The organism is Thermomonas sp. (genome assembly GCF_025993755.1).
Classification (GTDB): Bacteria; Pseudomonadota; Gammaproteobacteria; order Xanthomonadales; family Xanthomonadaceae; genus Thermomonas.
The window spans coordinates 15,151-39,124 of the sequence record NZ_JAMQHN010000164.1 but is presented as its reverse complement, the minus strand read 5'-3'; the positions used below and the strand labels follow the sequence as shown (position 1 = coordinate 39,124).

The window sequence follows — 23,974 nt, the reverse complement described above, 5'->3', positions numbered from 1 at the left end:
GTGTTCCAGGCCAATCTCTCGCGCGGCTGGCGCGTGCGTTTCGCGGAGGCGCTTGACCCGGTGGCGCTGTTCCTGCGCCTGCGCCGCCACAATCCCGCCCCGTTCGCCGGCATCTTCCGCAGCCCCTGGGGAAGCGTGGTCAGCGCCTCGCCGGAGCGGCTGCTGTCGCTGCAGGGCGGCGTGGCGCAGACGCGGCCGATCGCGGGCACGCGCCCGCGCTTCGACGGCGACGACGATGCGGCGCGGATCGTGGAACTGGTCGGCCATCCCAAGGAGCGCGCCGAACATGTGATGCTGATCGATCTGGAGCGCAACGACCTCGGTCGCGTCTGCGAGCCCGGCAGCGTGCTGGTGGACGAATTGATGACCGCGGAAAGCTACGCCCACGTCCACCATATCGTCAGCAACGTGCGCGGCAGGCTGCGCGCCGGTGTGACGCCCGGGCAGGCGATCGCCGCAGTGTTTCCGGGGGGCACGATCACGGGTTGTCCGAAGGTGCGCTGCATGCAGATCGTGTCCGAACTGGAAGGCGTCGGACGCGGGGCCTACACCGGGGCGATGGGTTGGCTGGGCAACGGCGGCGACATGGATCTGAACATCCTGATCCGCAGCGCCGAGGTGGAGGGTGCGACGCTGCGTTTTCGTACCGGTGCCGGTATCGTGATCGATTCTGATCCGCAGCGTGAACTGGACGAAACCCGCGCCAAGGCGCGCGGGATGCTGCGGGCGCTGGGATGCGAATGATGTCGGAGCGGATGCCACAGACCTTGGCGCACGCCCGCGCAATTGCGCGGGCACTCCCCGATACTCGCTTTGTGCGCCAAGGTCTATGGCATCCACTCTTCGCGACACGGCTGGACACGACATGATCTACTGCGGCGAAACCATCCAGCCTGCGTTTTCTCCCGCCAACCGAGGCCTGAATTACGGCGACGGCCTGTTCGAAACCCTGCGTGTGCATGTCGGCGAACTGCCGCTGTGGCCACGGCATCTGGCGCGGCTGCGCGAGGGCGCGGGACGGCTTGGCATCACGTTGCCGGACGCGGATTTCCTCGAGGCGCGCATCGACGGGATGATCGCCGGCGAGGAAGCCGGCGTGCTCAAGCTGCTGGTGACCCGCGGCGATGGCGGGCGCGGCTATGCGGCTGCGGCGGCGATGGAGCCGGTCTGGCAGCTGAGCCTGCACCCGCTGCCGCCAGCGCAGACTTCGCTGCGGCTGGGCTGGTGCGAGACCCGACTGGCGATCCAGCCGCGTCTGGCCGGCATCAAGCACTGCAACCGGCTGGAGCAGGTGCTGGCACGCGCCGAGATCGACCGGGTCGGCTGCGACGAAGGCTTGATGCGTGACGGCGAAGGCCGGGTGGTCGGCGCCACGGCGGCCAATCTGCTGGCGTTTCGGCAGGGGCGCTGGCTGACGCCGCCGGTGGAACGCTGCGGCGTGGCCGGCGTATTGCGCGGCGTGCTGCTGGAAGCGGGGCTGGTCGATGTTGCCGAGATGACGGTGGCGGACGTCGAAACCGCCGAGGCGCTGGCCTTGTGCAACGCCGTGCGCGGTATCCTGCAGGTTGGACAGCTGGGCGAGCGCCGGTTCCGGTCGCACCCCGACTTGTACGGACTGCAGATGGCATTGTCGATGCGTTATCCGATGTTTTCCACGCCCGGGGAATCCGCATGAAGATGCGCTACTCGCTGCTGGTGGCGGTACTGCTCTCTGCCGTCGTGCTGGGCTGGGCATGGCTGCGCTACGACCGCTTCGCCGCGACGCCGCTGGCGGGCATCCAGGAAGGCGAGAGCCTGGTCGTGGCGCGTGGCGACAACCTGCCCAGGATCCTCGACAAACTCCAGGCGCAGGGCGTTGCCACCGGCGACCGGCTGCTGTGGCAGCTGTTGGCGAAGGACACCGGCGCCGCCGGGAAAATCCAGGCCGGCGAATACGCGCTGAACCCGCAGACCACTCCGCGTTCGCTGCTTCTGGCCATGCGCGACGGCAAGGTGGAGCGTCGCATGTTCACCATCATTGAAGGCTGGAACATGCGTGACCTGCGCGCGGCGCTGCGCAAGGTGCCTCTGCTCGAACAGAAAGTCGCCGACATGGACGACGCCGCGTTGATGGAAGCGCTGGGCCAGAAGGGGCAGCCGGCGGAAGGACGCTTCCTGCCCGAAACCTATGCCTGGACGCGCGGCGAATCCGACCTGGACATCCTCTGGCGCGCGTATGCCGCGATGGATCGGGAACTGGATGCGACATGGGCGGATCGCGCCGAAAACCTGCCGCTGAAGAATCGCACCGAGGCGCTGATCCTGGCTTCGATCATCGAAAAGGAAACCGGCGTCGCCGACGAGCGCCCGCAGATCGCGGGCGTGTTCCTGCGCCGCCTGCAAAAGGGCATGCGGCTGCAGACGGATCCGACCGTGATCTACGGCATGGGCTCGACCTATGCCGGCAACCTGCGGCGGGCGGATCTGGAGACCGATACCCCGTTCAATACCTACACCCGCGATGGGCTTCCGCCCACGCCCATCGCGATGCCGGGCAAGGCGGCGCTGCGTGCCGCGGTCCATCCGGCGCCCGGCGATGCGCTGTATTTCGTCGCAGTCGGCGATGGCAGCGGCCGCCACGTGTTCAGCGCGACGCTGGGCGGGCACAACGCTGCCGTGCGCGACTACGTCCAGCGCCAGCGGGAACAGCGCAGCGCGGCACAGGCGGGGGCGGCACCGAAGTGAACCACGGGCTGCAAACCCGGCCGCGCCTGCTGACCCTGGAAGGCGGCGAGGGCGCCGGCAAGAGCACGGTGCTGGCGGCGCTGCGCGATGCCCTGCTGGCCGATGGCCAGGACGTGGTTTGCACGCGCGAACCGGGAGGCACGCCGCTGGCCGAGCGCATCCGCGAACTTCTGCTGGCGCAGGTCAACGAGCCGATGGACGACTGCGCGGAACTGCTGCTGGTGTTTGCCGCCCGCGCCCAGCACGTGGCGCAGGTGATCCTGCCGGCGCTCGACCGCGGCGCCTGGGTGATCAGCGATCGTTTCACCGATTCCAGCTACGCCTACCAGGGCGCGGCGCGCGGGCTGGATCCTGACTTCATCGCGGAACTGGAGCGGCACGCCGTGGGGATCGTGCCGGGGCTGACCCTGCTGCTGGACCTGGACGTGGCCCGCGCGCGCGAACGCACCCGTGGGCGCGACCTGCTGGGCGAGGCGGTGCCGGACCGGATCGAATCCGAGCGCGACGGTTTCTTCGAGCGCGTGCGCGCAGGCTTCCGTGAGCGCGCCGCGCGCGACTCCGGGCGGTTTCGGGTGCTCGACGCCAGCCAGGGCCCCGAACAGGTCGCCACGGCCGCACTGGCAGCGCTGGCGGATTACCGCAGGAGGCTGGCGTGAATCCGCTGCCGCCGCTCGCCCCGTGGCAGCAGCGCACCTTCGATCAGGCGTGCTCGGCGCTGGACGCCGGGCAATTCGGCCATGCCACCCTGATCGTCGGGCCGCCGCGGATCGGCAAGCGCCTGCTGGCGGAAACCCTCGCCCGACGCGTTCTGTGCGCCGCTCCGGAGGCGGACGGCGCGGCCTGCGGGCGTTGCAAAAGCTGTCAACTGTTCGCTTCGCGGGCGCAGATGGAGACGCTGGAAATTCGCCCGGACGGCAGTCCGTCGCACCCATGGGGCCATAGCGCGCATCCCGACCTGTATTTTCTCGGCTACGAGATTCATCCCAGGACCGGCAAGCCGCGCACCGAAATCGTGATCGATCAGGTTCGCGCCCTGTCGGATGCGCTGACGCTGACCGCGCAACTCGGCGGCGCCCAGGTGGCCATCCTCGATCCCGCCTCTGCCGTCAACTGGTCGGCCTGGAACGCCGTGCTCAAGACCCTGGAGGAGCCTCAGCCGGGGCGTTTCCTGTGGCTGCTTGCGGACAATCCCGCGCGACTGCCGGCGACCATCCGCAGCCGTTGCCAGCGGCTGGAACTGCGCTTGCCGCCGCATGACGAAGCGCTGGACTGGCTGTGCCAATGTGGCCATCCCGCCGACGCTGCGGCCGATGCGCTGGACGCGACGCGCGGCCATCCGGGCCTGGCCGATGCCTGGCTGCGCGACGGCGGCATGGCGCTGCGCCGCGAGGTGCTGGCCGATGCGCGGGCCCTGGAGCAGGCGCGTGCCGAACCCGACGCGGTGGCGCAACGTTGGCTGGCCGAAGGTCGGGCGGAAGAACGGCTGTGGCATCTGGCCGAACTGGCCCGGTCGCACGCGGCGGACTTGACCGGATCGCCCGCAGACCGCACGCTGATGGGGCGTTTCGATGCCGCCAATCGTGCCCGCGACCTGCTGCGCACGCAGGTGCGCGCCGAACTCGCGATCCACGAAGCGCTGCTGGCGTGGCGCGCAACAACCGTCAAGCGATGAAGGTGCAGTGATGGCAGGACCCACGGGTGGAGCGCGGCAGGGCATCCTGTCGCTGGTGATCAAGGACAAACCGACGCTGTACAACGCCTATATGCCGTTCCTGAAGAACGGCGGCGTGTTCGTGCCGACCACCCGCCGCTATTTTCTCGGCGACGAGGTGTTCCTGCTGCTGACGCTGCCGGATTCCACGGAGCGCCTGCCCGTGGCCGGCAAGGTCGCCTGGGTGACGCCGACCGGCTCCCAGGGCAATCGTGCCGCCGGCATCGGCGTGCAGTTCGCCGACACGCCCGACGGCGAGTCCGTTCGCGGCAAGATCGAGACCAACCTTGCCGGCACCCTCAACGCCGAGCAGCCGACGCAGACGATGTAGGGAGCGGATTGGCGTCAGCCGTGGAACCGCCAGTGCCACGGCTCGTAGACGATGCCGTGCGGATTGTCGCGCGGGTAGCTCATGCGGAAGCCGAACTCCGGCGCACGGGCTTGCAGCCACGCGAATGCGGACGTCGCCTCGAAGGATTCCTCGGCGGGCGGCTCGTCGGGAGTGCCGATGTCCAGCGCCTGCCCCGAGTGATGTTCGGAGAATCCCGGCGCGGCGTTGACGGCGAGGATGTCGGGGACGGTGAGACCACGCGCCAGCTTGCGTTCGAAAATGCCCAGCTGGTAGTCGTGGCTGCGGTAGCCGGAGATCGCCTCCAGCACGATGCCGTCGGCCAGCGCGGCATCGCGCATCCGCAGCCACGCGCGGGCGGCATCAAGACGCAGCCACAGCGCGCGCCGCCAGCGGTCGAAGCCGGCGAAGGCCAGCCGCTCGGGTTCTGGAACCAGGGCCAGCCCGGTGCGCGTCGCGTAGGCATCGGCGTCGAGTCCCAGCGCGTGCAGACGTTGTTCCAGTCGGTGCAGCGGCAGCGTTCCGGCCGGGTCGATGCCGGCGCGGCGTGGTGCGTGGAACGCAACCATCGCGTGCCTTGCTTCGGCTAGGCCCGGCTGTTGCGCAAGATTCGGCACCAGCGGCTGCAGGCCGCCGTCGGCTTCTGCCGCAAGGTACTGACCATCGCGTTTGCGCCGCAGCACGCAGCGCGCCCGCGCCAGCAGGCGCGCGTGGGAGTTGCTGCGTGCGCGCAGGGTGCCGGCGGGCCACAGCTCGACCTCGGGCGTGTTGACCAGGAACGATTGGAGTGGGACCGGGCCGTGGCGCATCGGGCAAGGATAGGACGTTGCCGCTCCGGCGTCAGGCCGAGGGCGTGCGCAATGTGTCCAGCAAGGCCTGGGGACGTTCGAGACTGAGCAGGACGAAGCTTCCGTCGCGCAGCGGAAGAATCAGCGTGCGTTCGCGCTGGGTGAGCAGGCAGAACGCCTTGCTTTTGTTGCGCAGGCGGAAATGCCCGGCCTGGAAGCCGGGCAGGGCGTAACCGTTGGTCTTGATCCAGGGCCGGTAGTCGGTGTGCTCATCGAGGTTGGCGATCCTTGCGCGGTCGAGATCGAGCGCGGCCACCGGCAATTTCTTCGTGTAGATCGTGGCTGCGACCACGAGCATGCCATCACGCAGTTCGACCCGGCGGCGTTTGAGGAACAGCAACGAGCCGCCGCAGAGAACGACGATCAAGGCCGGGACGGTCGGCGCCGGAACCCTCGGCATGGGGTGCGATTGCGGAAGCACGAGCACGGCAATCGCGATGATGATCGGCAGCACGCCGAGGAGCAGTACTGCCGACCAGAGCGAGATCGCTTGCAGCGGTGCCGGTTCGAACCTGCGCATTTCGTTCGCCATGTTCAACCTGCCCCTCAGTGCGCCTTGATCCATGCGGCGACGTCATTGATCAATTTTGCATCGACGTGGCCTGGTTGCTGGTACTCGGCCAGCGAGCCTTCGCCCTCGCCGGCGATGCCGAGGTGGTTGAGCGGCTCGTAGAGCTTGAACGTCGCCTTGGGATCGTCGTGGAAGGCCTCCTTCCAGCCCTGCCAGTCGGCGTCGACGACCTGGATGTCGCGCGCGCCCTGCAGCACCAGCATCGGCAGCTTGACCTGCTCGGCCTCCGCCACCGGATTGACGGCATCGACGCTGCGCCAATAGCCGACGGGCTGGCCGAGGACGGTCCTGGCGTCGGCGGCGGTCTGCGGGTCGCGGGTCATCCGAACCTGCTCGGCCAGCGCGTTGATCGCGGCGCGTTCGGCATCGTCGATCTTGCCGTCGTTGAGCGCGGCCAGCCGGCGGGTCTGTTCGACCACGATGTCCAGCAGCGGCCGCGACGGCGCGGCCATCAGGATCAGTCCATCGACATGGCCGGAGATGGCGGCGATCCGCGGCGCCAGCATCCCGCCCTGGCTGTGGCCGAGTACGAACACGCGATTCGGGTCGATCCCCTCGGTCTTGCGCAGCGCATCGACAGCCAGCACGGCGTCGTTGATGGTTTCGTCGTCGATGGTGAAATTGCCGCTTGCGAAATCCTGCGGGCGGACCTTGGTGCGCTTGTCGTAGCGCAACACGGCGATACCCTGCGCGGCCAGACCACGCGCGATGTCGAGGAAGGGTCGGTTGGGGCCGATGGTTTCGTTGCGGTCCTGTGGCCCGGAGCCGTGGACCAGCACCACCGCCGGGAACGGCCCGTCGCCCTTGGGCATTGCCAACGTGCCGGGCAGGGCGTGATCGCCTTCGTCAACGGTGATGTCGCGCTCGGTGAATGGCGCATCGGCGGCGACGGTGGGCGCGGCATCGGCTGCGGGCGCGGGCTGGATCAGGAAGCCGACGATCCTGCCGTCGCCGTCGAAAGCGAACCTGGCGATCAGTTCGGCCTTCTCGAAATGCAGCGGAATCTGCACCAGCGTCGCGTCGCCCTGTGTGGACACTTCGGCGTCACCGCGTCCGGTGGCGGCACCGGCCATCCCCGGCAGCGATTCCCAAACTGCCTTGAGCTTGTCCTCCGGAACCGCTGCCGCCATCTGCGCGCCGAACAGTCGTTCGACCTGCGCGTATTCGCCGGCGTCGAGATGATTCAGTGCTTGTCGGGCGACCGCTTCGGGCGTGGCGGCGTCTTGCGCCCACGCGCCGCCGGTGGCGGCAAGGCAGGCGGTCAGCAGTACGGCAAGAGTTGCATGGCGCATGTCAAGCTTCCTTCTTGAAGATGAGGGTGGGGGAGGACACGGTGGGCGTGGCGTGGACGACATTGACCAGCTCCCAGCCGTTGCGGCCCTGCTTGTCGAGTTCTTCCTGGAGTGCCTCATGCTTGAAGCCGCCCATCAGACCGGTTTTTACTTCCACCACCAGGTATTTCCAGTTCCGGCTCATGCTTCATCCTTCGATTTTTGTTTGGGCGCAGGCAATCGTCCGGCCTTGCGCAGCGCGTCGCGCAGCACGTATTCGATCTGTGCGTTGAGGCTGCGCAGCTCGTCGTCGGCCCAGCGCTGTGCCGCCGCCAGAACTTCGGCATTGATGCGCAGCGGATAGGCCTTCTTTTCCGCCATGGCTCAGTACAGCGAGCCGGTATTGACGATCGGCTGGGTCGCGCGCTCGCCGCACAGCACCACCAGCAGGTTGCTGACCATCTGCGCCTTGCGCTCCTCGTCCAGTTCGACGACGGCGTTCTTCTTCAGTTCGCTCAGCGCCATCTCGACCATGCCGACCGCACCGGCGACGATCCGGGTGCGGGCGGCGATGATGGCGTTGGCCTGCTGCCGCTGCAGCATCGCCTGGGCGATTTCCGGAGCATAGGCGAGGTGGCTGATGCGGGCGTCGATGACCTCGACACCGGCGTCGGTGAGGCGTTCCTGCAGTTCTTCCTTCAGGTGCTGGCTGATCTCGGCGGCGTGGCTGCGCAGCGACAGCTGGCCGTCCTCGTGCTGGTCGTAGGGATAGCTGGTGGCCATCGCCCGCAGCGCCGACTCGGACTGGATGTGGACGAAGCTTTCGTAGTCGTCCACGTTGTAGACTGCCTCGGCGCTGTCCATCACCTGCCAGACGATCACGGAAGCGATCTCGATCGGGCTGCCTTCCAGCTCGTTGACCTTGAGCTTGCCGGACTCGAAGTTGCGCACGCGCAGCGACACCTTCTTCTTGGCGAAGAACGGGTTGTTCCAGCGCAGGCCGTCGTGCTTGACGGTGCCCACGTACTTGCCGAACAGGCTCAGCACCGCGGCCTGGTTGGGCTCGACCTTGTACAGCCCGGTCAGGCTGATAAGGGCAAGGCCGCAGACCAGCAGGCCGGTCAGCAGCATGGACAGTGATACGGGACCGCTGCCGTCATCGTGGTTCGGGCCAAGGCCGGTGAAGAACATCCAGCCGCCCATGAACGCCAGCAGCAGGATGAAGATCAGGAACGGGATGCCGGGGAAGGAGTAGCGCTCGGATTCTTTCATGACGGGCCTCGAAGGGTGCGATGGAACATTGCGACTAAAAGATATCATAATGATATCAAAAAACGCAAGCCCAGCTCGAGTCAGTCAGGTTTCGTTCATTGCTGGGGAACCAGGTAGAAGATCGGCGCCGGACTGAACTCGCCGGTGGCGTACAGACCGGCGCCGCCGGCGCTCCAGGTCAGCGCCTCGGCCTGCGGGATCGGTGGCACATCGTGCGCTTCGGGCGGGTGGGAAACGGCGTCCGCCCAGTCCTCGTTCGGCGCGCGGCGGTAGAACAGCACGCTGCCGTAGGTCAGCACCGCCAGCGTCGCGCGGTCCGGGGAAATGTCGGCCGCGGTCACCTGCGAAAACAGGGCGGCCAGACCGGGATCCTTGCGCCGCAACTCCTGGCTGGCCTGCGGCACGCCCACCAGGCGCCCGACCCGCCGCGCTTCCAGCACCGCACCGTGCGGATCGGCCAGCGGCAGGGTGAACAGTTCCGGCGGCACCCGCTTTTTCGAGATCATCAGGATCTGGCGCAGTCCGGGGTCGACCGCCACCGCCTCGCAGTCGCGCGCGCCGCCGTCCGGCCAGCGGGCGTGGAGGCTCCAGAGCGGGCGCAGGCTGCCGTTTTCGAGCTTGGCCGGCTCTTCGAACAGATACAGAACGAAGTCGCGCCTGCGTCCGCCGTTGTCGCCGGTGTCGGCCAGCAGCAGGTAGTGGTGGCCGTCCAGCTCGAAGCTGGCGATGTCTTCCCAATCGATGTTCCTGGCGCCCACCACGTCATAGCGGGCCAGCAGCCGCCCGCGCCGGCTGATGGCGTACAGCCGCGCCGGGTTGCCGCTGTCGTTGTGCGCCCACAGGACATCCTCATGGGCGTGCGAAGCCGCCAGCCCGCTGATTTCGTCGAGCTGGCGGTTGGTCACCAGCCCGGCCAACCGGTCAAACGGCAGGCTGGGCGCCGAGCAGCCCGCGACCAGAAGCGTCATGGCGGCAACGATCAAACCGGAGAGCAGCGGGCGCCTTGGCATGGTGCAAGGATCGCATGCGCGGGCGTCGCCGCGTAGTGTGGCTCACGCAAAGGCTGGCCGCGATTCGCCACGTGTGCGAGGATGGGGAATGGCTGAATCATCCGGGTTTGCGGTGTTCTTTTTCCCCCAGGCGCTCGAAGCGCTGGGCGACGGCATCAAGCCGTATCTGCAACTGGGGCCGGCGGGGCCGTTCGTGCCCTGTCGCGAAGTCGATACCGGCGGCGCCTTCGTCGAGATGACGCTGGAAGGGCGGGCGCCGGACGGACGCACTGTCGAACTGGAACTGATGGTTCCCGGGAACATGGTGCGGATGATCGTATCCGCCCGCGCCGACGCCGAGTTCGGGTTCTACGACCGCGCCAAGTCGGTCGCCGCGGGAATCAAGGAGACCGTGGAACCCGCGCCGGACGCACCGGCGGCGGACGTGGGTGGCCAGCCGCCGGCGTTGCCTACGCCGTAGGCCGTACCCCGACGGCGGGCCAGGCGGCGCGCGGCTTCATCCAGCGCCGGCCTGCCCGTCCTGCGTTGGTTCGCGCGGCGCGCCATCGTCGTCCGTCCACGGTCGCCAGCCGCGGCCGTCGAAACGCTCCAGCGGCTGGAACCGGCGCTTGTAGTCCATCTTCGGATGCCCGGCGATCCAGTAGCCGAGGTACAGGTGCGCCCGGCCGTCGCGGTGCGCCCATTCGATCTGGCGCAGGACGCCCAGCGTGCCCAGGCCGCGATCCGCGGCGTCCGGATCGTAGAAGGTATAGACCGCCGACAGCGCGCCAGGGACGAGATCGGTGACGGCTACGCCCAGCAGCCGGTGGTTGCCGCGCTCGCGCAGCTCAAGGAAGCGGCCTTCGTTCCAGCTTCCGATCAGGAACTGTTCGAACTCGTGGGCACCGTGGCCATCCATGCCGCCGCCCGCATGGCGTGCGCCGAGGTAGCGCTGGTACAGGGCCAGACGCTCCTCGTTCAGTTCGGGTGGGACGATCCGGGATTCGATGTCCGCATTGCGGCTCAGGCAGCGTCGCTGGCTGCGGTCGGGCCGGAACCGTTCGACGGGAATGCGGACCGCAACGCAGGCGCGGCAACCGTTGCAGCTGGGTCGGTAGAGGATGTCGCCGGAGCGGCGGAAACCCCAGTCCAGGGCCATCGGGTAATACAGCGGCAGGCGCGGGTCGCGCTGGTCGAGCACCAGGTCGCGCGCCTCCCGCTCGGGAAAGTAGCCGCACGGATGGGGCGCGGTGCGAAACAGTCGCAGGGAATCGTCGCTGCCGCCCATGCCGCAAGCATAGCCGCTTGTTCAGCCGCCGGCAGGGTTGCGGCGTCAACGCCACGCGGATCGGGGCGTTATCAAGGCATCCCCGGACGGTTCCGGGAGGAGATCAGTTCATGAAAAAGACCCGCCTGCTTGTCCTCGTCCTCGCTTCCGCCGGCCTCTCGGCGACCGCATTCGCCCAGAGCGCGACTGGCAATGCAACTGCCACATCGGGCCAGCGCCCCGAGCACGCCATGCGCATGGATGCCAACGGCGACGGCGTGATCACCCGGGATGAAGCGTCGAAATTCCCGCGCCTGGCCGCCAGCTTCGACCAGATCGACGCCAACAAGGACGGCAAGCTGTCCGCCGACGAAATGAAGGCGTGGCGCATGCAGCAGCGCGGCGACCGCCCCGGCCGTCGCGGCGACGCGCCTCGTGAAATGACGCCGGAAATGCAGGCGCGCATGCAGCAGCAACGCATGGCCTGCTTCGACAAGGCCGATGCGAATCATGACGGCCAGCTCAGCCGCGACGAGTTCTCGAAGCTGCACGAAGCTTGCGGTCCGATGATGGGACAGCGCGGCCAGCACGGCCAGCATGGCGGGATGGGCGGCACGGCGCCCGCCGCGCAAACACCGGCACAGTGAATTTGGCGTCGTCCGGGCCCGGCCTTGTGCCGGGTCCGGCATCGCCGGATGAATCCGGGACGGATCGTTCGGCGTTGCCTTGGAATGGAGGGTGCGTGCGAAGCCTGGATCCGCAATGCTTCAACGCGTTTCCTGCACCACGCTCCAGTGAGTGCCGTCGCGCCGGACCCGCAGGGTTTGCGCCGAGGTCGCGCCGGTTTTCAGCTGGACATCGCCCTCGCCGCTGCCATCGGTCATGTAGTCGTGGATTTCGACCCGCAACGCGTGCGGATCGGTGCAGGCGGACGCGGGCTGGACGCTGACGCCCAGCGCGGCGGCTTGCTGCACGATCTCGGCGGCGGGGTTCTTGCCGTCGATCAGCACGCAGGTTTCCTTGACGTCCTGCCGGGTGGCGGCGACTTCGATCAGCGTCGCCGCCAGCGCCTTGGGCATGTCCATCCGGAATACCGCGGTTTCGGTGAGAACTTCCGGGATCGCCGATGGCGCAGTGGTGCGCGATGGCGCTGAAGCCACCGTGGATGTCGGCGCGGGCTTGTGGCGCGGCAGGAACACGATCAGGGCGATGGTGATGCCGATCAACGCAAGCAGCACCAGACGCATGCGCTTGCGTCCCGGCGTGTTGGCGCCCGATCCCGGGGAGAACTCGAATCGGGCATTTGAAATCGCGTCGGGATTGCCGTCGCGGGTGGATTCCAGCAGGCCCAATTCGCGCAGGATCTGGCGCGCGCGCGGCTGGTCGTCGGCGTTGACGATCCACAGCGTCGGCAGGGATTCCGGATCGCGGGCCTTGCGCAGGTCGTAGCTGAAATTGCCGCGCCGGTGGCCGCGCCAGGAACGCCCGTTGGCGATCTTGACCTCGATCCCCTCCTTCCGCATCAGCTCGGCGGCGGCCTCGACGTTTTCCAGCCGCTGGCTGCGAAAGACCTGCCTCACGCCTTCGTTCCGTCGGGAAGCACGCGGATCAGGCCTTCCTGGGCGCTGCTGGCCACCAGACGCCCACCGCGGTCGAAGACCTGCCCGCGCGCCAGCCCGCGCGAGGACTGCGCGCTGGGACTGTCGATCGAATACAGCAGCCAGTCGTCGGCGCGGAACGGGCGGTGGAACCACAGCGCATGGTCGAGCGAGGCCATCAGCACGTTCGGCTGGTAGTAGCTGATGCCGTGCGGGAAGGTGGCGGTGCCGAGCAGGTGGAAGTCGCTGGCGTAGGCGAGCAGGGCGCGGTGCAGCTCCGGTGCATCGCCGACCGGCGCCGACAGCCGGAACCAGACCTGCTGGAACGGTGGACGCTTGGGCGGGTTGAGCTCGTCGCGCGGATAGACGTGGCGGAATTCGAACGGGCCGGTGCGGTCCAGCCAGCGCTGCACCTTGATCGGCAACAGGGCCAGTTTTTCCGGCGGAATGGCCGGCGAAGGTTCGAGATCCTCGGGCTTGGGCACCTCGGGCATCGACAGCTGGTGCTCGGAGCCGTCCTCGCGGTCCTGGAACGAGGCGGCGCAGAAGAAGATCACCTTGCCGTGCTGGATCGCCGTCACGCGCCGCACCGAGAAGCTGCCGCCGTCGCGGGTGCGATCGACGTTGTAGACGATCGGGGCCTCGATGTTGCCGGCGCGCAGGAAGTAGGCGTGCAGCGAATGCGCGTCGCGCGGCTGCGACAGCGTGGCTTGGGCGGCCGACAGCGCCTGCCCGAGCACCTGCCCGCCGAACACGTACTTGGTGCCGATGTCGCGGCTCTGGCCGCGGAACAGGTCATCTTCCAGCCGCTCCAGCGACAGCAGCTCGATCAATTCGGAAACGGGGGCGCTCATGCCGCGAATTATAGAGGTCGCGTGCGGACCAGGTCTGGGGTGTTGCTAGGTGGGGCGGGTTGATCTTGTTTTTGACGCGGATGAACGCGGATGAACGCGGATGAACGCGGATGAACGCGGATGAACGCGGAAAAATCGGATCAATCCTTTTTGAAAAATCCGCTTGTTCCGCGTTTATCCGCGTCCAATTGCTTTTGGAATCAGAGAGTGCCGAACCGCGCTACAGGCGCGACAGCGGTACCGCCGCCAGCACCGCGCCCCACGGAAACAGCGGCCCCGGATCGCGCTTGCGGCGCACATTCACGGCGGGATCGTCGCAGGCTGCCACTTCCTCCGGGTCCAGATCCTCATGGCCTGCGATTTGCGTCAGCGTCGGCACCTCGATGCGCAGCCAGAGCAACAGCGCGATCAGCGCAGCGATCTGTGCGTCGGGATAAGCCTCGTCCATCGCCTGATGGCGCGAATCCAGCCAGTGCGGGAAGCGGCCGGCGTTGACCAGCTCGATGCCGAGGCTGCGCGCATTCCAGCCGTGGACGTGGTGGGCGATGCGCTCCAGCGGGACGTACTGCTCGATGCGCCCGTCGCGGTCGATGTAGAAATGGCCGCTGTTGCCGGTGCCGGAGGGGTAGAGGATGCGTTCACCGTATTCGCGCGCCGTCGAGAGATCCGGCAGTTCGGTGCAGTGGACGACGACCGTGTCGATGGCGTCGGGTTCGCGCGCGGCAAGCGCACCGACGTAGGGCAGAAGATGCGGGTGGATGACGGGCGTCGGCACGCGCCGATGCTAGCATTCATGCATGAAAGGTCACTGCATTCTTTCCCATGGTTTCGAAAGCGGCCCGGATGCCGCCAAGGTGACGGCGCTGGCTGACGTGGCCGCGCGCCTGGGCTGGAGCCACGAGCGGCCGGACTACACCGATCTCGATGGCCAGCGTGAGCACGGTCCGCACGGCGACGTGCAGGGGCGGGTCGCGCGCCTGCTGGGACTGGCCAATGCCGCCGCCGCGCGTGGGCCGCTGGTGCTGGCCGGGTCGAGTCTGGGCGCCTACATCAGCGGCCACGTCTCGCTGCAGGTGCCAGTGGCGGGCCTGTTTTTCATGGCGCCGCCGCTGGGCGCCAGCGTGCAGCCGCCGATGCCGGCGAGCCGGGTGCCGGTTTCCATCGTCCACGGCTGGCGCGACGAGCTTTGCCCCGCCCAGGCGGTGGTGGACTGGGCGGCCGCGCGCAATGCACGCCTGCTGCTGGTGGACGACGCGCACCGACTGTCCGACCACGTGCAGGCCAGTGCCGAGGCGTTTGCGGCGTTGCTGGCGGAACTGACCTGATGCCGACGCCGCGCATTCGCAGGCACAGTGGGGGCATTGCGCCGTGAAGTTTTTCGCATCCTGCGGCAAGGGCCTGGAATACCTGCTGGCCGACGAGCTGGTGGCTCTGGGCTGCGCGAAGGCCACCGCCACCATGGCCGGTGTGAATGTGGAAGGCACGCTGCCGGACGCGCAGCGCGCGGTGCTGTGGTCGCATCTGGCCAGCCGGGTGCTGTGGCCGATTGCCGAGTTCGATTGTCCCGACGAGCACGCGCTGTACGACGGCTGCTTGGCCGTGGATTGGACCGCCCACGTCGGGCCGATGCACAGCATCGCGATTGACGCGCATGTCTCCGGTGATGCGCTGACCCACGCGCGCTACGCCGCGCAGCGGGTCAAGGACGCCATCGTCGATACCCTGCGCGCCCGCACCGGACAGCGCCCCGACGTGGACGTGGAGGCGCCCGATGTGCGCATCAGCCTGGTGGTGCGCAAGGGGCGTGCGATTCTGTCGATCGACCTGTCGGGCGGGCCGATGCACCGGCGCGGCTGGCGCAGGGTGCAAGGCCTGGCGCCGCTGAAGGAAACCGTGGCCGCCGCGGTGCTGCTGCGCGCCGACTGGCCCAGGATCCATGCCAACGGCGGTGACCTGCTCGACCCGATGTGCGGCAGCGGCACCTTGCTGATCGAGGGCGCGCTGATGGCGGCCGACGTCGCTCCGGGCCTGCTGCGCCATGCCAGACTGCCGCCCACGCGCTGGCCGGGATTCGATGCGGCGGCGTGGCAGGCGCGGGTGGACGAGGCGCAGGCGCGCGCGCAGCGCGGGCTGGCGGCGCTGCGGCCGTGCCTCCACGGCAGCGATCTCGACCCGCACGCGATCCGCGCGGCGCGCGAGAACGCCGAGCGTGCCGGCGTGCTGGAAGCGATCGACCTTGCGGTGTGCGACGTGGCCACGCTGCCGGCGCAAGCCGCGGCGCGCGGCACGGTGGTCTGCAACCCCCCGTATGACGCGCGGCTGGCGGCCGATCGCGACCTGTACCGCGCCCTGGGCGATGCCCTGAAGCGCGCGACGCCGCAATGGCGCGCCGCCCTGCTGTGCGGCGACCCCGAGCTGGCGCACGCCACCGGGTTGCGCGCGAAGAAGCGCTACCCGATCTTCAATGGTGCCATCGAATGCAGCCTGATTGTGGTGGACCCGATCGCGCCGCCGCCGCGCGAGGGCGCGGACAGGCGCGCGCTGCCGGACGGCGCGCAGATGGTCGCCAACCGCCTGCGCAAGAACCTCGACAGGCTGGCGCGCTGGCGCCAGCAGGAACAGGTCACCTGCTTCCGCGCCTACGACGCCGACATCCCCGAATACGCCTGCGCGGTGGACGTGTACACCACGCAGGACGGCGATGTCTGGCTGCACGTGCAGGAATACGCCGCGCCGGCCGAGATCCCGGAAGCCACCACCCGCAAGCGCCTGAGCGACCTGCTGCTGGCGGTGCGCGAGGTGTTCCAGTTGCCGCGCGAGAAGGTGGCGGTGAAGACCCGCAGCACCGGCAAGGGCGGCAGCAAGTACGGACGCTTCGACCATCGCGGCGAATTCATCACCGTCGAGGAAGGCGCCGCCAGGCTGCGCGTCAACCTGTTCGATTACCTCGACACCGGGCTGTTCCTCGATCATCGCCCGCTGCGCGCGCGGATGGCGCTGGAAGCCCGCGGCAAGCGCTTCCTCAACCTGTTCTGCTACACCGGCGCGGCCACCGTGCAGGCGGCCGCACAGGGCGCGGCCCAGACCACCAGCATCGACCTGTCCGCGACCTACCTGGAATGGCTGGCCGACAACCTGCGCGGCAACGGCATCGGCGGCACCCGCCACCGCATCGCCCAGGCCGACGCGCTGAAATGGCTGGAAGCCGACAGCGGCGAATACGACGTGATCTTCTGCGACCCGCCCACCTTCTCCAACTCCAAGCGCGCCGACGACTTCGACGTGCAGCGCGACCACGTGCGCCTGCTGCGCGCGGCGCTGGCGCGGCTGGCGCCGGGTGGCGTGCTGTATTTTTCCAACAATTTCCGCCGCTTCAGGCTGGACGAGGCGGCGCTGGCCGGGTTCGCCGCGGTCGAGGACATCAGCGCGGCGACCATCCCGCCGGATTTTGCGCGCAATCCGAAGATCCATCGCGCGTGGAGAATGACGCGCTGAAGCCGTACCGATCGCATGTCTGCCGTGGCGGCAACGTGCGTGTCTCGACGTGGACTTCGACGTGGACTGCCTGCGATCGGATGCAGCCGCTTCCGGGCGAATTACTTGCGCTTGCGTCCGAACAGGCCGCCGACGCCACTGCCCGAGCGGGATGACGCCGGAGCCGCAGGCGGCGATGCCGGTTCGAGCGGCTGTGCGTCGGCCTTGGCGCCGACCGCATGACCGGTCGCCAGACTGGCGTTGATGAAGTCGCGGACTTCCTCTTCCGGTACGCCGGCGGCCTGGGCGATTTCGCCGGCGGTGGCGGCGCTCTTCATCATGATCGTGGCGATGCGGAAGTGGCGCGGGTATTCGCGTTCGATCTGCGGCCACTTGCGCAGCCGGAACGCGCCGTGGGTGGGGTTGCCGGACAGCAGGCCGCCGAGCCATTGCAGCCGGATTATTGGTTGGGATGGCTCAAGTCCGGCAATGGCGGTTTTCCACGCGGCTTCGTCGAGGATCTCGGATTCGACCTCGCCGGGTTCGGCCGAGAAGCAGGGGGTGCAGGCCTTGAGTTCCTTCGGGCCGTGCCAGACGCCGGCCTGCGTATCCAGCAGGATCACGGTGCCGTCCTTGGCCGTCATGCGCACGCGTCGGGCGCCGCGCGCGCCCAGCCATCCGCGCAGGGTGCGTGGTGCCTGCGATGCCGCAGGCTCGGGAGCGGTGGTGGGTTGAGCCTCCGGCACCGGCTTTTGTTCCGGAGCGACTGCGGCCGCGGCTTCTGGCTGCGAATGGGATTCCGTCGCCGCTGTTTCGACCATCTCGGACACCGATACCGCTTCCGGTTCGGGCGTTTCGACCGGCGCCGGCGCCGCTTCCGGCTCGGCCTGCGGGGAGGCGGGCTGCGCGGCCTTTGTGCCCGCGAGACCGGACTCGTAGGTTTCTTCGCCGGCGATCTCGCTCAGCAGCACGGTCAGGTCGCCGGCGGTGATCGGTTTTGGCAGTCGGTAGGGCGTCTTGCTGCGCTGGGCCTTGGTCAGGCCGATGACCTTGCGCCCGAGGCCGTGCAGCTTCAGCCAGCTCATCGGGCCGTACAGGCTGTCCATGTCGACCACGACGTATTCTGCGCTGTCGTCGCCGATCAGGGTCCAGTGGTTGCCGCTGGCGGCGTTGGCTTCCTTGAAGGCGGCGTGGATCGCCTCCTCGGTGGCTCGATCCATTCCGGTCGTGCCAAACGTCAGTGTCATGATCGATGTCCCCTTGTCGAAGCGGGTCGCCAGTGCCACATGGCTGCGATCGCAGACGCCCGAGCGCGCGCCGGTGTGCGGCGTCGCGAGCGTCGAATGATACCCGATCGCGGCAGGATGCGGTAAGCGTGGACCGTGTCCGCCGTCCGTTGCGTGGCCGTTGCGCCGGTTCAGAAATGGTGCGCGCGGTTTTTGGGCAGTTGCGCCTTCAGGAAAGCCATCTGGTCGGCCAGGATGTTGCGGTTGGACAGGATCAGGTGCTCGATCCAGCTCGGCCGATAGGGCACCGCCAGCAGCGGCATGCCGGCCTGCTGCGGGGTGCGGCTGCCTTTGTGCGAATTGCAGTGGAAGCAGGCGCTGACCACGTTTTCCCAGACGTCGAGCCCCCCCCTGGACAGCGGCAGGACGTGGTCGCGGGTCAAGGTGTTGCCGTGGAATTCGCGCCCGCAGTACAGGCACAGGTGCTGGTCGCGGGCGAACAGGGCCGGATTGGTCAGCGCCGGCGTCGGGTCGAGGGCGGCGGGCCTGGCGTGGCCGCGTGCCGCGATGATGGGGTGGAGCCGGATCAGGCTCTGCGCGCCGCTGTCGCGGTTGATGCCGCCGTGGATCGACAGGCAGGGTTCGCCGAGCGTCCAGGCGACGGCATCGCGCGCGTACAGGCAGGTGGCGTCTTGCCAGCTCAACCAGTCGAGCGCACGACCGTGCGCATCCAGGCCAAGCAGCCGCAGTCCGGAGGTCGGGGGAGTCCTGGTGGAAAGGGAAGCGACGCCGACCGCAGCGCCAGCCGCGTTTCCCGTTTCCGCACCCTCGCGATGCGCGTGCGCTGTATCGCTCTCCATACGGAGATACAGCTTATACCCCGATCCCGCGGATTTGGGTAGGGCGATGGGGCCAGGCGCGCTTTCCGGGCGTCGTCGGGGTCATTCCGCCCCGAAAGCCTCGGCGGGCAGCGCCATCAGGGTCTCGGCACCGCTCTCGATCGCCGCCTTGTGGGACAGCGTGCGCGGCAGGATGCGGGCGAAGTAGAAGCGGGCGGTGGCACGCTTGGCGTCCTTGAAGGCCTGCGGACGGTCGGACGCGTCGGCGGCGGCCACCGCGCGGGTCCACCAGTAGGCCAGCGCGACGTAGCCGGAGTAGAACAGGTAGTCGGTGCTGGCGGCGCCCAGTTCTTCCGGGTTGCTGGCCGCGCGCATCACAGTGTCGAGCGTGAGCTTGCCCCATTCCGCGCACTTGGCGCGCAGCGGCACGAGGAATTCGGCCAGCGCGGCATCGCCTTCATGTTGCCTGGCAAAGGCTTCGATCTCGGCAAGGAACAGCTTCAAGCCGGCGCCCTGGGTGGCGGCGGTCTTGCGGCCGATCAGGTCCAGCGACTGGATGCCGGTGGTGCCCTCGTACAGGGTGGTGATGCGGGCGTCGCGCGCCAGCTGCTCCATGCCGTGCTCGGCGATGTAGCCGTGGCCGCCAAAGCACTGCACGGCGTTGTAGGTGTTCTCGATCGACCATTCGGTCAGGCAGGCCTTGCAGATCGGGGTCAGGAAGCCGACCAGCGTTTCCGCACGCTCGCGCTCGGCGGCATCCGGCGAACGCTGGGCGATGTCCAGCTGGGCGTAGGCCGACAGGCTGAGCAGGCGCGCGCCTTCGACCAGCGCCTTCTGCGCCAGCAGCATGCGGCGCACGTCGGGTTGCACGATGATCGGATCGGCGGCCTTGTCGGGGAACTTCGCGCCCGACAGCGCGCGCGACTGCAGCCGCTCGCGGGCGTAGCGCAGGGCATTCTGGTAGGCGCGTTCGGACAGGCCGAGGCCCTGGATGCCGACCGCGAGGCGCGCGGTGTTCATCATCACGAACATCGCCTGCAGTCCCTTGTGCGGCTGCCCGACGAGGTAGCCCTGGGCGCCGTCGAAGTTCATCACGCAGGTGGCCGAGCCGTGGATGCCCATCTTGTGTTCGATCGCGCCGCAGCGCAGCGCGTTGCGCTCGCCAACCTTTCCGTCGCGATCGACCTTGAACTTGGGCACGACGAACAGCGAGATGCCCTTGGCGCCCGGCGGTGCGTCCGGCAGCTTGGCCAGCACCAGATGGATGATGTTGGGGACGAGATCGTGTTCGCCGGCGGTGATGAAGATCTTGGTGCCGGTGATGGCGTAGCTGCCGTCGGCCTGCGGCTCGGCGCGGGTCTTGAGCAGGCCGAGGTCGGTGCCACAGTGCGGTTCGGTCAGGCACATGGTGCCGGTCCAGGTGCCGCCGACCAGCGGCTTGAGGAAGACTTCCTTCTGCCAATCCTCGCCGTAGGTCTCCAGTGCCTTGACCGCGCCGTGCGACAGCATCGGGAAGTTGCTCCAGGCGAGGTTGCCGCTGTCCACCATCTCGGTGACCGCGCTGCCGAGCAGAGCCGGCATGCCCTGACCGCCGTGTTCGGGATCGTTGGTCAAGCCGGTCCAGCCGCCTTCGACGAACTGCTGGAATGCCTGCTTGAAGCCGGGCGGCGGGGTGACGTCGCCGCTGGCCGGATCGTATTTGCAGCCGACCTCATCGCCGATCTGGTTGAGCGGAGCAAGGACGGTCTCGGAGAAGCGTGCCGCTTCGTCCAGCACGGCATCGATCAGCTCGCGATTCGCGTCGGCGTAGCCGAGGCGGGCCAGCAGCGCTTCGGCGCCGAGCACGTCATGGATGGCAAAACGCAGGTCGTCGAGGGGTGCCTTGTAGCTGCTCATGGAATCGGTTCCTGGCGCAGGCGGGCCGCCGATCGGCCCGCTCGAAACGAGAGCATACTATACCGTATGGTCTAGGTTGTAGCGTACCCTGCGCGCGATCCCGATCCCGGCTCTCAGCGCAAGGTGCCAGCCAGACCCGGAACCGGTGAGAGCGCACTGCTGGTCTTGACCGTCCAGGTCTTTGATCCAGCGCCGTCCGGAGTAGCCTGCAGGTTGCCTTCAAGGGTGTAGCTCAGGCCGTGGCCGTCGGCCAGCGCCGTGGCAATCCGGGCCATGCCGGCGGGCGTGGGGACGACCGTGGCGACGTGGACATCGGCGGATTCCGGGCCGACTTCCAGATTCGGCTGCGCTTCGATGTGCGCGGCAGCGCCGTTGTCGAGCGCCATGTCCAGACGGATGCCGGTGAAGCGCATCGCCATGCTGCTGTAGTTGTTCAGCCGCAGCTGGACCTCCCAGCGGCCGTCGGCGCGGACGGTGAGTTGCTGGAGGCTGGCTGCGGGTTTCGACACGCGGCGCACCGGGCCGCGATCGCCGCAGCTGGCCAGCAGCAGGGCGGCCACGACGGGCAGGGCAAGCCGGATCAGAAAGCGGCGTGTCGGCAGGACGGACATGGCGTCAGAACGTGTCCGAACCGGGAACCGGCAATTCGCGGATGTAGAGGTCCTTCGCCTTGATGAAGGCTTCCGCGCAGCGGTAGGCCTCGCGGCCAAGCTCGATCCTCGCCTCGTCATCGAGCGCGGTGCCGGCACGGGCGCCGATGATCTGGGCGAACAGGGTCAGGGCGATGTCGTGGATGTCCATGGCGTCACTCGGCTTTGCGAAGAATCGGCTGGGTGGAAGTGGAACATACACCGGCAAGACGGCGTTCGCCTATCGTGGGTCGATGCGGCCGGCCGCGAGTCCCGCGGACGATACGCAGTCCCGCCGGTTCGCGGCGCATGATTCCACGGTTTACCAGATCACCACGCGGCGGTCGCCGCTGCGCACCATGGGGTCGCCGGGCTTGCAGCCGAAGGCCTGGGCGAATGCGGTCATGTTGCTCGGCGCGCCGATGGCGCGGAAGTTGGCCGGCGCGTGCGGATCGGTGTTGAGCCGCACCTTGGCCTCGTCCGGAGTGAAGGCGCGGCGCCAGACCGTCGCCCAGTTGAGGAAGAAGCGCTGGTTTTCGCTGTAGCCGTCGATCTTCTCGTCGCCGCTGCGATCGGCGTCGCGCAGTGCCTTCTGGTAGGCGTCCCAGGCGACGTTGAGGCCGCCGAGGTCGGCGATGTTCTCGCCCAGCGTCAGCTCGCCCTTGACGTGCAGGCCGTCGATGGCGACGTAGTCGTCGAATTGGCGAACCAGCCGCGCGGTGCGGGCGTTGAAGCGTTCGCGATCGCCCTCGGTCCACCAGTTGTGGAAATTGCCCTGGGCATCGAACTGGCTGCCCTGGTCGTCGTAGCCGTGCATCATCTCGTGGCCGATCACCGCGCCGATGCCGCCGTAGTTGAGCGCCGGGTCGGCCTTGGGATCGAAGAACGGCGGCTGCAGGATCGCCGCCGGGAACACGATCTCGTTCATCAGCGGGTTGTAGTAGGCGTTGACCGTCTGCGGGGTCATGCCCCATTCGCTGCGATCGACCGGCTTGCCGATCTTGCCCATGTCGAAGGCGTGGTTGAAGCGCTCGGCGGCCAGCACGTTGTCGATGTAGCTGGCGCGGCTGGTGGTCAGACCCGCCCAGCTGCGCCAGTGGTCCGGATAGCCGATCTTGGGCGTGAACGTGGCCCACTTTTCCATCGCTCTGGCCCTGGTCTCCGGGCTCATCCAGTCGAGATGTTCCAGTCGCGCCTTGAGCGCGACGCGCAGGTTCTGCACCAGCGCTTCCATCTGCGCCTTGGATTCGGCCGGGAAATACTCACGCACGTAGAGCTGGCCCAGCGCTTCGCCGGCCGAGCCTTCGACGCGGTCGAGCACGCGCTTCCAGCGCGGCTTCTGTTCGAGCTGGCCGCGCAGGGTGCGTGCGTAGAAATCGAAGCGTTCGTCGGCGAACTTCGAGGACAGCAACGGCGCGAAGCCGTCGATCGCGTGGATGCGCAGGTAGGCCCGCCATTGTTCGGCCGGCACGTCGGCCAGCATTGCGTTGAATTCGGCGAAGAACTTCGGCTGCGACAGCGAGAAGCCGTCGGCCTGCACGCCGTTGGCCCGGAAGAAGGCCGACCACGGGAAATTCGGCGAGGCGCTGTCGGCCTCGGCCATGCTCACATAGTGGTACTGGTTGTTCGGATCGCGCAGTTCGATCGGCGTGAGCGAGGCGCGCGCCAGCCGGGTTTCGAATGCGAGCACGTCCTGCGCCTGTTTCTGCGCGTCGGCTTCGGAAATGCCGGCGTTTTGCAGCTGCCGTGCCATGTGGGCGACGAATGCGGCGCGGATGGTCTTGTACTTTCCGTCCGGGCCGTCTTCGAGGTAGTAGGCTTTCTCCGGCAGCGACAAGCCGCCCTGGTAGGCATAGCCGATCTTCCGGCTGGAGTTCTTGTAGTCCGCCTCGGCGCCGAATTCGAACAGGCCACCACGCCCGGCGGCGAATTCGTCGCGCAGATAGGCGGCGATGTCGGCGGGCGTGCGCAGCCCGTCGATGCGGGCCAGGAAGGGACGGATCGGGGTGATGCCGGCCGCCTCGATGGCGGTTTCGTCCATGCCGGTGGCGTACAGGTCGCCGACCAGCTTCTCCACGCCGGTGGCGTCGGGATTGGCGGCGGCGGCTTCGACCAGTCGCCGGCTCGCGGCCTGGCTGCGCTCGTCGAGCATCTCGAAGCTGCCCCAACTGGTCTTGTCGGAGGGAACCGGATTGGCGGCCAGCCAGCGGCTGTTGACGAAGTCGGCGAGGTTGTCGCAGGGGTTCCTGGTTGGATCGAGGTCGCCGACGCGGAATGCGGCCAGCGGAGGCAGGGCATCGGCGTTCGCCGCCACCCCGCCGCCTTCCGCGCCTCCCACGGCCGGTGCGTTGGCGGCGGCGAGTGCTGCGGAAATCGCCAGCGAGAGGATGAGCGGTTTGCGGATGGTCATGGCGGAACTCCGTGGGATGGGACTGCGTGAAACTGCTGCAGTCTGG

Annotated in this window: 27 protein-coding genes; 10 read left to right on the top strand and 17 right to left on the bottom strand. The window is 68.1% G+C overall.

Annotated features, from left to right (window positions below; genetic code table 11):
- The 6 genes from Q0X16_RS12090 to Q0X16_RS12065 form a co-directional block, all read left to right on the top strand.
- Positions 1-744 (top strand): chorismate-binding protein (locus Q0X16_RS12090; protein WP_297834789.1); only part of this gene is annotated, 744 nt, incomplete at its 5' end.
- Between the two features lie 121 nt (positions 745-865).
- The gene (pabC, locus tag Q0X16_RS12085; protein WP_297834787.1) at positions 866-1,675 is read left to right on the top strand and encodes an aminodeoxychorismate lyase; all 810 of its coding nucleotides are present in this window, start codon (positions 866-868) and stop codon (positions 1,673-1,675) included.
- Positions 1,672-2,724: an endolytic transglycosylase MltG gene (mltG, locus tag Q0X16_RS12080; RefSeq protein WP_297834785.1), complete on the top strand. Its 1,053-nt coding sequence runs from the start codon at positions 1,672-1,674 to the stop codon at positions 2,722-2,724. Before pabC ends, mltG begins: the two co-directional genes overlap by 4 nt.
- Positions 2,721-3,380: a dTMP kinase gene (gene tmk / locus Q0X16_RS12075; RefSeq protein WP_297834782.1), complete on the top strand. Its 660-nt coding sequence runs from the start codon at positions 2,721-2,723 to the stop codon at positions 3,378-3,380. Before mltG ends, tmk begins: the two co-directional genes overlap by 4 nt.
- A gap of 5 nt (positions 3,381-3,385) precedes the next feature.
- Positions 3,386-4,396, top strand: coding sequence for a DNA polymerase III subunit delta' (locus tag Q0X16_RS12070; protein ID WP_297834791.1), 1,011 nt, complete (start codon positions 3,386-3,388; stop codon positions 4,394-4,396).
- 10 nt (positions 4,397-4,406) lie between these two features.
- Complete coding sequence (locus tag Q0X16_RS12065; protein ID WP_297834779.1) at positions 4,407-4,766, top strand: PilZ domain-containing protein; 360 nt, start codon at positions 4,407-4,409, stop codon at positions 4,764-4,766.
- A gap of 14 nt (positions 4,767-4,780) precedes the next feature.
- Here Q0X16_RS12065 and Q0X16_RS12060 read toward each other — a convergent pair whose 3' ends face one another.
- From Q0X16_RS12060 to Q0X16_RS12030, 7 genes are all read right to left on the bottom strand, one after another.
- Positions 4,781-5,593, bottom strand: coding sequence for a M15 family metallopeptidase (locus Q0X16_RS12060; protein ID WP_297834776.1), 813 nt, complete (start codon positions 5,591-5,593; stop codon positions 4,781-4,783).
- A 31-nt stretch (positions 5,594-5,624) separates the two neighbouring features.
- Positions 5,625-6,164: a PH domain-containing protein gene (locus Q0X16_RS12055; RefSeq protein ID WP_297834773.1), complete on the bottom strand. Its 540-nt coding sequence runs from the start codon at positions 6,162-6,164 to the stop codon at positions 5,625-5,627.
- A gap of 14 nt (positions 6,165-6,178) precedes the next feature.
- Positions 6,179-7,495, bottom strand: a complete 1,317-nt coding sequence (locus Q0X16_RS12050; RefSeq protein WP_297834770.1) for an alpha/beta fold hydrolase — start codon at positions 7,493-7,495, stop codon at positions 6,179-6,181.
- 1 nt (position 7,496) lies between these two features.
- Complete coding sequence (locus tag Q0X16_RS12045; RefSeq protein WP_297834767.1) at positions 7,497-7,679, bottom strand: DUF4177 domain-containing protein; 183 nt, start codon at positions 7,677-7,679, stop codon at positions 7,497-7,499.
- On the bottom strand, positions 7,676-7,855 hold the full coding sequence (locus Q0X16_RS12040; protein ID WP_297834764.1) for an Arc family DNA binding domain-containing protein: 180 nt from the start codon (positions 7,853-7,855) through the stop codon (positions 7,676-7,678). Before Q0X16_RS12040 ends, Q0X16_RS12045 begins: the two co-directional genes overlap by 4 nt.
- A 3-nt stretch (positions 7,856-7,858) precedes the next feature.
- The gene (locus Q0X16_RS12035; RefSeq protein WP_297834761.1) at positions 7,859-8,746 is read right to left on the bottom strand and encodes an SPFH domain-containing protein; all 888 of its coding nucleotides are present in this window, start codon (positions 8,744-8,746) and stop codon (positions 7,859-7,861) included.
- Between the two features lie 95 nt (positions 8,747-8,841).
- Entirely contained in the window at positions 8,842-9,714 is an 873-nt protein-coding gene (locus Q0X16_RS12030) for a hypothetical protein (protein ID WP_297834758.1), read from the bottom strand.
- 130 nt (positions 9,715-9,844) lie between these two features.
- On the opposite strand from Q0X16_RS12030, the gene Q0X16_RS12025 reads away from it, so the two are divergent.
- Positions 9,845-10,216: a hypothetical protein gene (locus Q0X16_RS12025; protein WP_297834756.1), complete on the top strand. Its 372-nt coding sequence runs from the start codon at positions 9,845-9,847 to the stop codon at positions 10,214-10,216.
- A gap of 36 nt (positions 10,217-10,252) precedes the next feature.
- On the opposite strand, the gene Q0X16_RS12020 is transcribed toward Q0X16_RS12025, so the two are convergent.
- On the bottom strand, positions 10,253-11,023 hold the full coding sequence (locus tag Q0X16_RS12020; RefSeq protein ID WP_297834754.1) for an arginyltransferase: 771 nt from the start codon (positions 11,021-11,023) through the stop codon (positions 10,253-10,255).
- Between the two features lie 110 nt (positions 11,024-11,133).
- On the opposite strand from Q0X16_RS12020, the gene Q0X16_RS12015 reads away from it, so the two are divergent.
- Positions 11,134-11,649, top strand: a complete 516-nt coding sequence (locus Q0X16_RS12015) for an EF-hand domain-containing protein (protein ID WP_297834753.1) — start codon at positions 11,134-11,136, stop codon at positions 11,647-11,649.
- Between the two features lie 120 nt (positions 11,650-11,769).
- On the opposite strand, the gene Q0X16_RS12010 is transcribed toward Q0X16_RS12015, so the two are convergent.
- The 3 genes from Q0X16_RS12010 to Q0X16_RS12000 form a co-directional block, all read right to left on the bottom strand.
- Positions 11,770-12,582 carry a hypothetical protein gene (locus tag Q0X16_RS12010; RefSeq protein ID WP_297834751.1) on the bottom strand — a complete coding sequence of 271 codons (813 nt, stop codon included), beginning with the start codon at positions 12,580-12,582 and terminating at the stop codon, positions 11,770-11,772.
- Positions 12,579-13,454, bottom strand: coding sequence for an acyl-CoA thioesterase II (locus Q0X16_RS12005; protein WP_297834748.1), 876 nt, complete (start codon positions 13,452-13,454; stop codon positions 12,579-12,581). Before Q0X16_RS12005 ends, Q0X16_RS12010 begins: the two co-directional genes overlap by 4 nt.
- A 220-nt stretch (positions 13,455-13,674) precedes the next feature.
- Positions 13,675-14,229 (bottom strand): N-acetylmuramoyl-L-alanine amidase, encoded by a 555-nt coding sequence (locus Q0X16_RS12000; RefSeq protein ID WP_297834745.1) that lies wholly within the window; start codon positions 14,227-14,229, stop codon positions 13,675-13,677.
- Between the two features lie 22 nt (positions 14,230-14,251).
- On the opposite strand from Q0X16_RS12000, the gene Q0X16_RS11995 reads away from it, so the two are divergent.
- Both Q0X16_RS11995 and rlmKL read left to right on the top strand, forming a co-directional pair.
- Entirely contained in the window at positions 14,252-14,779 is a 528-nt protein-coding gene (locus Q0X16_RS11995) for an alpha/beta family hydrolase (RefSeq protein WP_297834742.1), read from the top strand.
- Between the two features lie 43 nt (positions 14,780-14,822).
- Positions 14,823-16,949, top strand: a complete 2,127-nt coding sequence (gene rlmKL / locus Q0X16_RS11990) for a bifunctional 23S rRNA (guanine(2069)-N(7))-methyltransferase RlmK/23S rRNA (guanine(2445)-N(2))-methyltransferase RlmL (protein ID WP_297834739.1) — start codon at positions 14,823-14,825, stop codon at positions 16,947-16,949.
- Positions 16,950-17,050: 101 nt separating this feature from the next.
- On the opposite strand, the gene Q0X16_RS11985 is transcribed toward rlmKL, so the two are convergent.
- From Q0X16_RS11985 to Q0X16_RS11960, 6 genes are all read right to left on the bottom strand, one after another.
- On the bottom strand, positions 17,051-18,175 hold the full coding sequence (locus Q0X16_RS11985) for a hypothetical protein (RefSeq protein ID WP_297834737.1): 1,125 nt from the start codon (positions 18,173-18,175) through the stop codon (positions 17,051-17,053).
- A 170-nt stretch (positions 18,176-18,345) separates the two neighbouring features.
- Positions 18,346-19,014, bottom strand: a complete 669-nt coding sequence (locus tag Q0X16_RS11980) for an HNH endonuclease (RefSeq protein ID WP_297834734.1) — start codon at positions 19,012-19,014, stop codon at positions 18,346-18,348.
- Positions 19,015-19,095: 81 nt separating this feature from the next.
- Positions 19,096-20,889 (bottom strand): acyl-CoA dehydrogenase C-terminal domain-containing protein, encoded by a 1,794-nt coding sequence (locus tag Q0X16_RS11975; protein ID WP_297834732.1) that lies wholly within the window; start codon positions 20,887-20,889, stop codon positions 19,096-19,098.
- 113 nt (positions 20,890-21,002) lie between these two features.
- A complete protein-coding gene (locus Q0X16_RS11970; RefSeq protein ID WP_297834729.1) occupies positions 21,003-21,500 on the bottom strand; it encodes a hypothetical protein in 498 nt (165 codons plus the stop codon).
- A gap of 4 nt (positions 21,501-21,504) precedes the next feature.
- Positions 21,505-21,690: a hypothetical protein gene (locus Q0X16_RS11965; protein WP_297834727.1), complete on the bottom strand. Its 186-nt coding sequence runs from the start codon at positions 21,688-21,690 to the stop codon at positions 21,505-21,507.
- Positions 21,691-21,840: 150 nt separating this feature from the next.
- Positions 21,841-23,928, bottom strand: coding sequence for a M13-type metalloendopeptidase (locus tag Q0X16_RS11960; protein ID WP_297834724.1), 2,088 nt, complete (start codon positions 23,926-23,928; stop codon positions 21,841-21,843).
- Between the last annotated feature and the right edge of the window lie 46 nt (positions 23,929-23,974).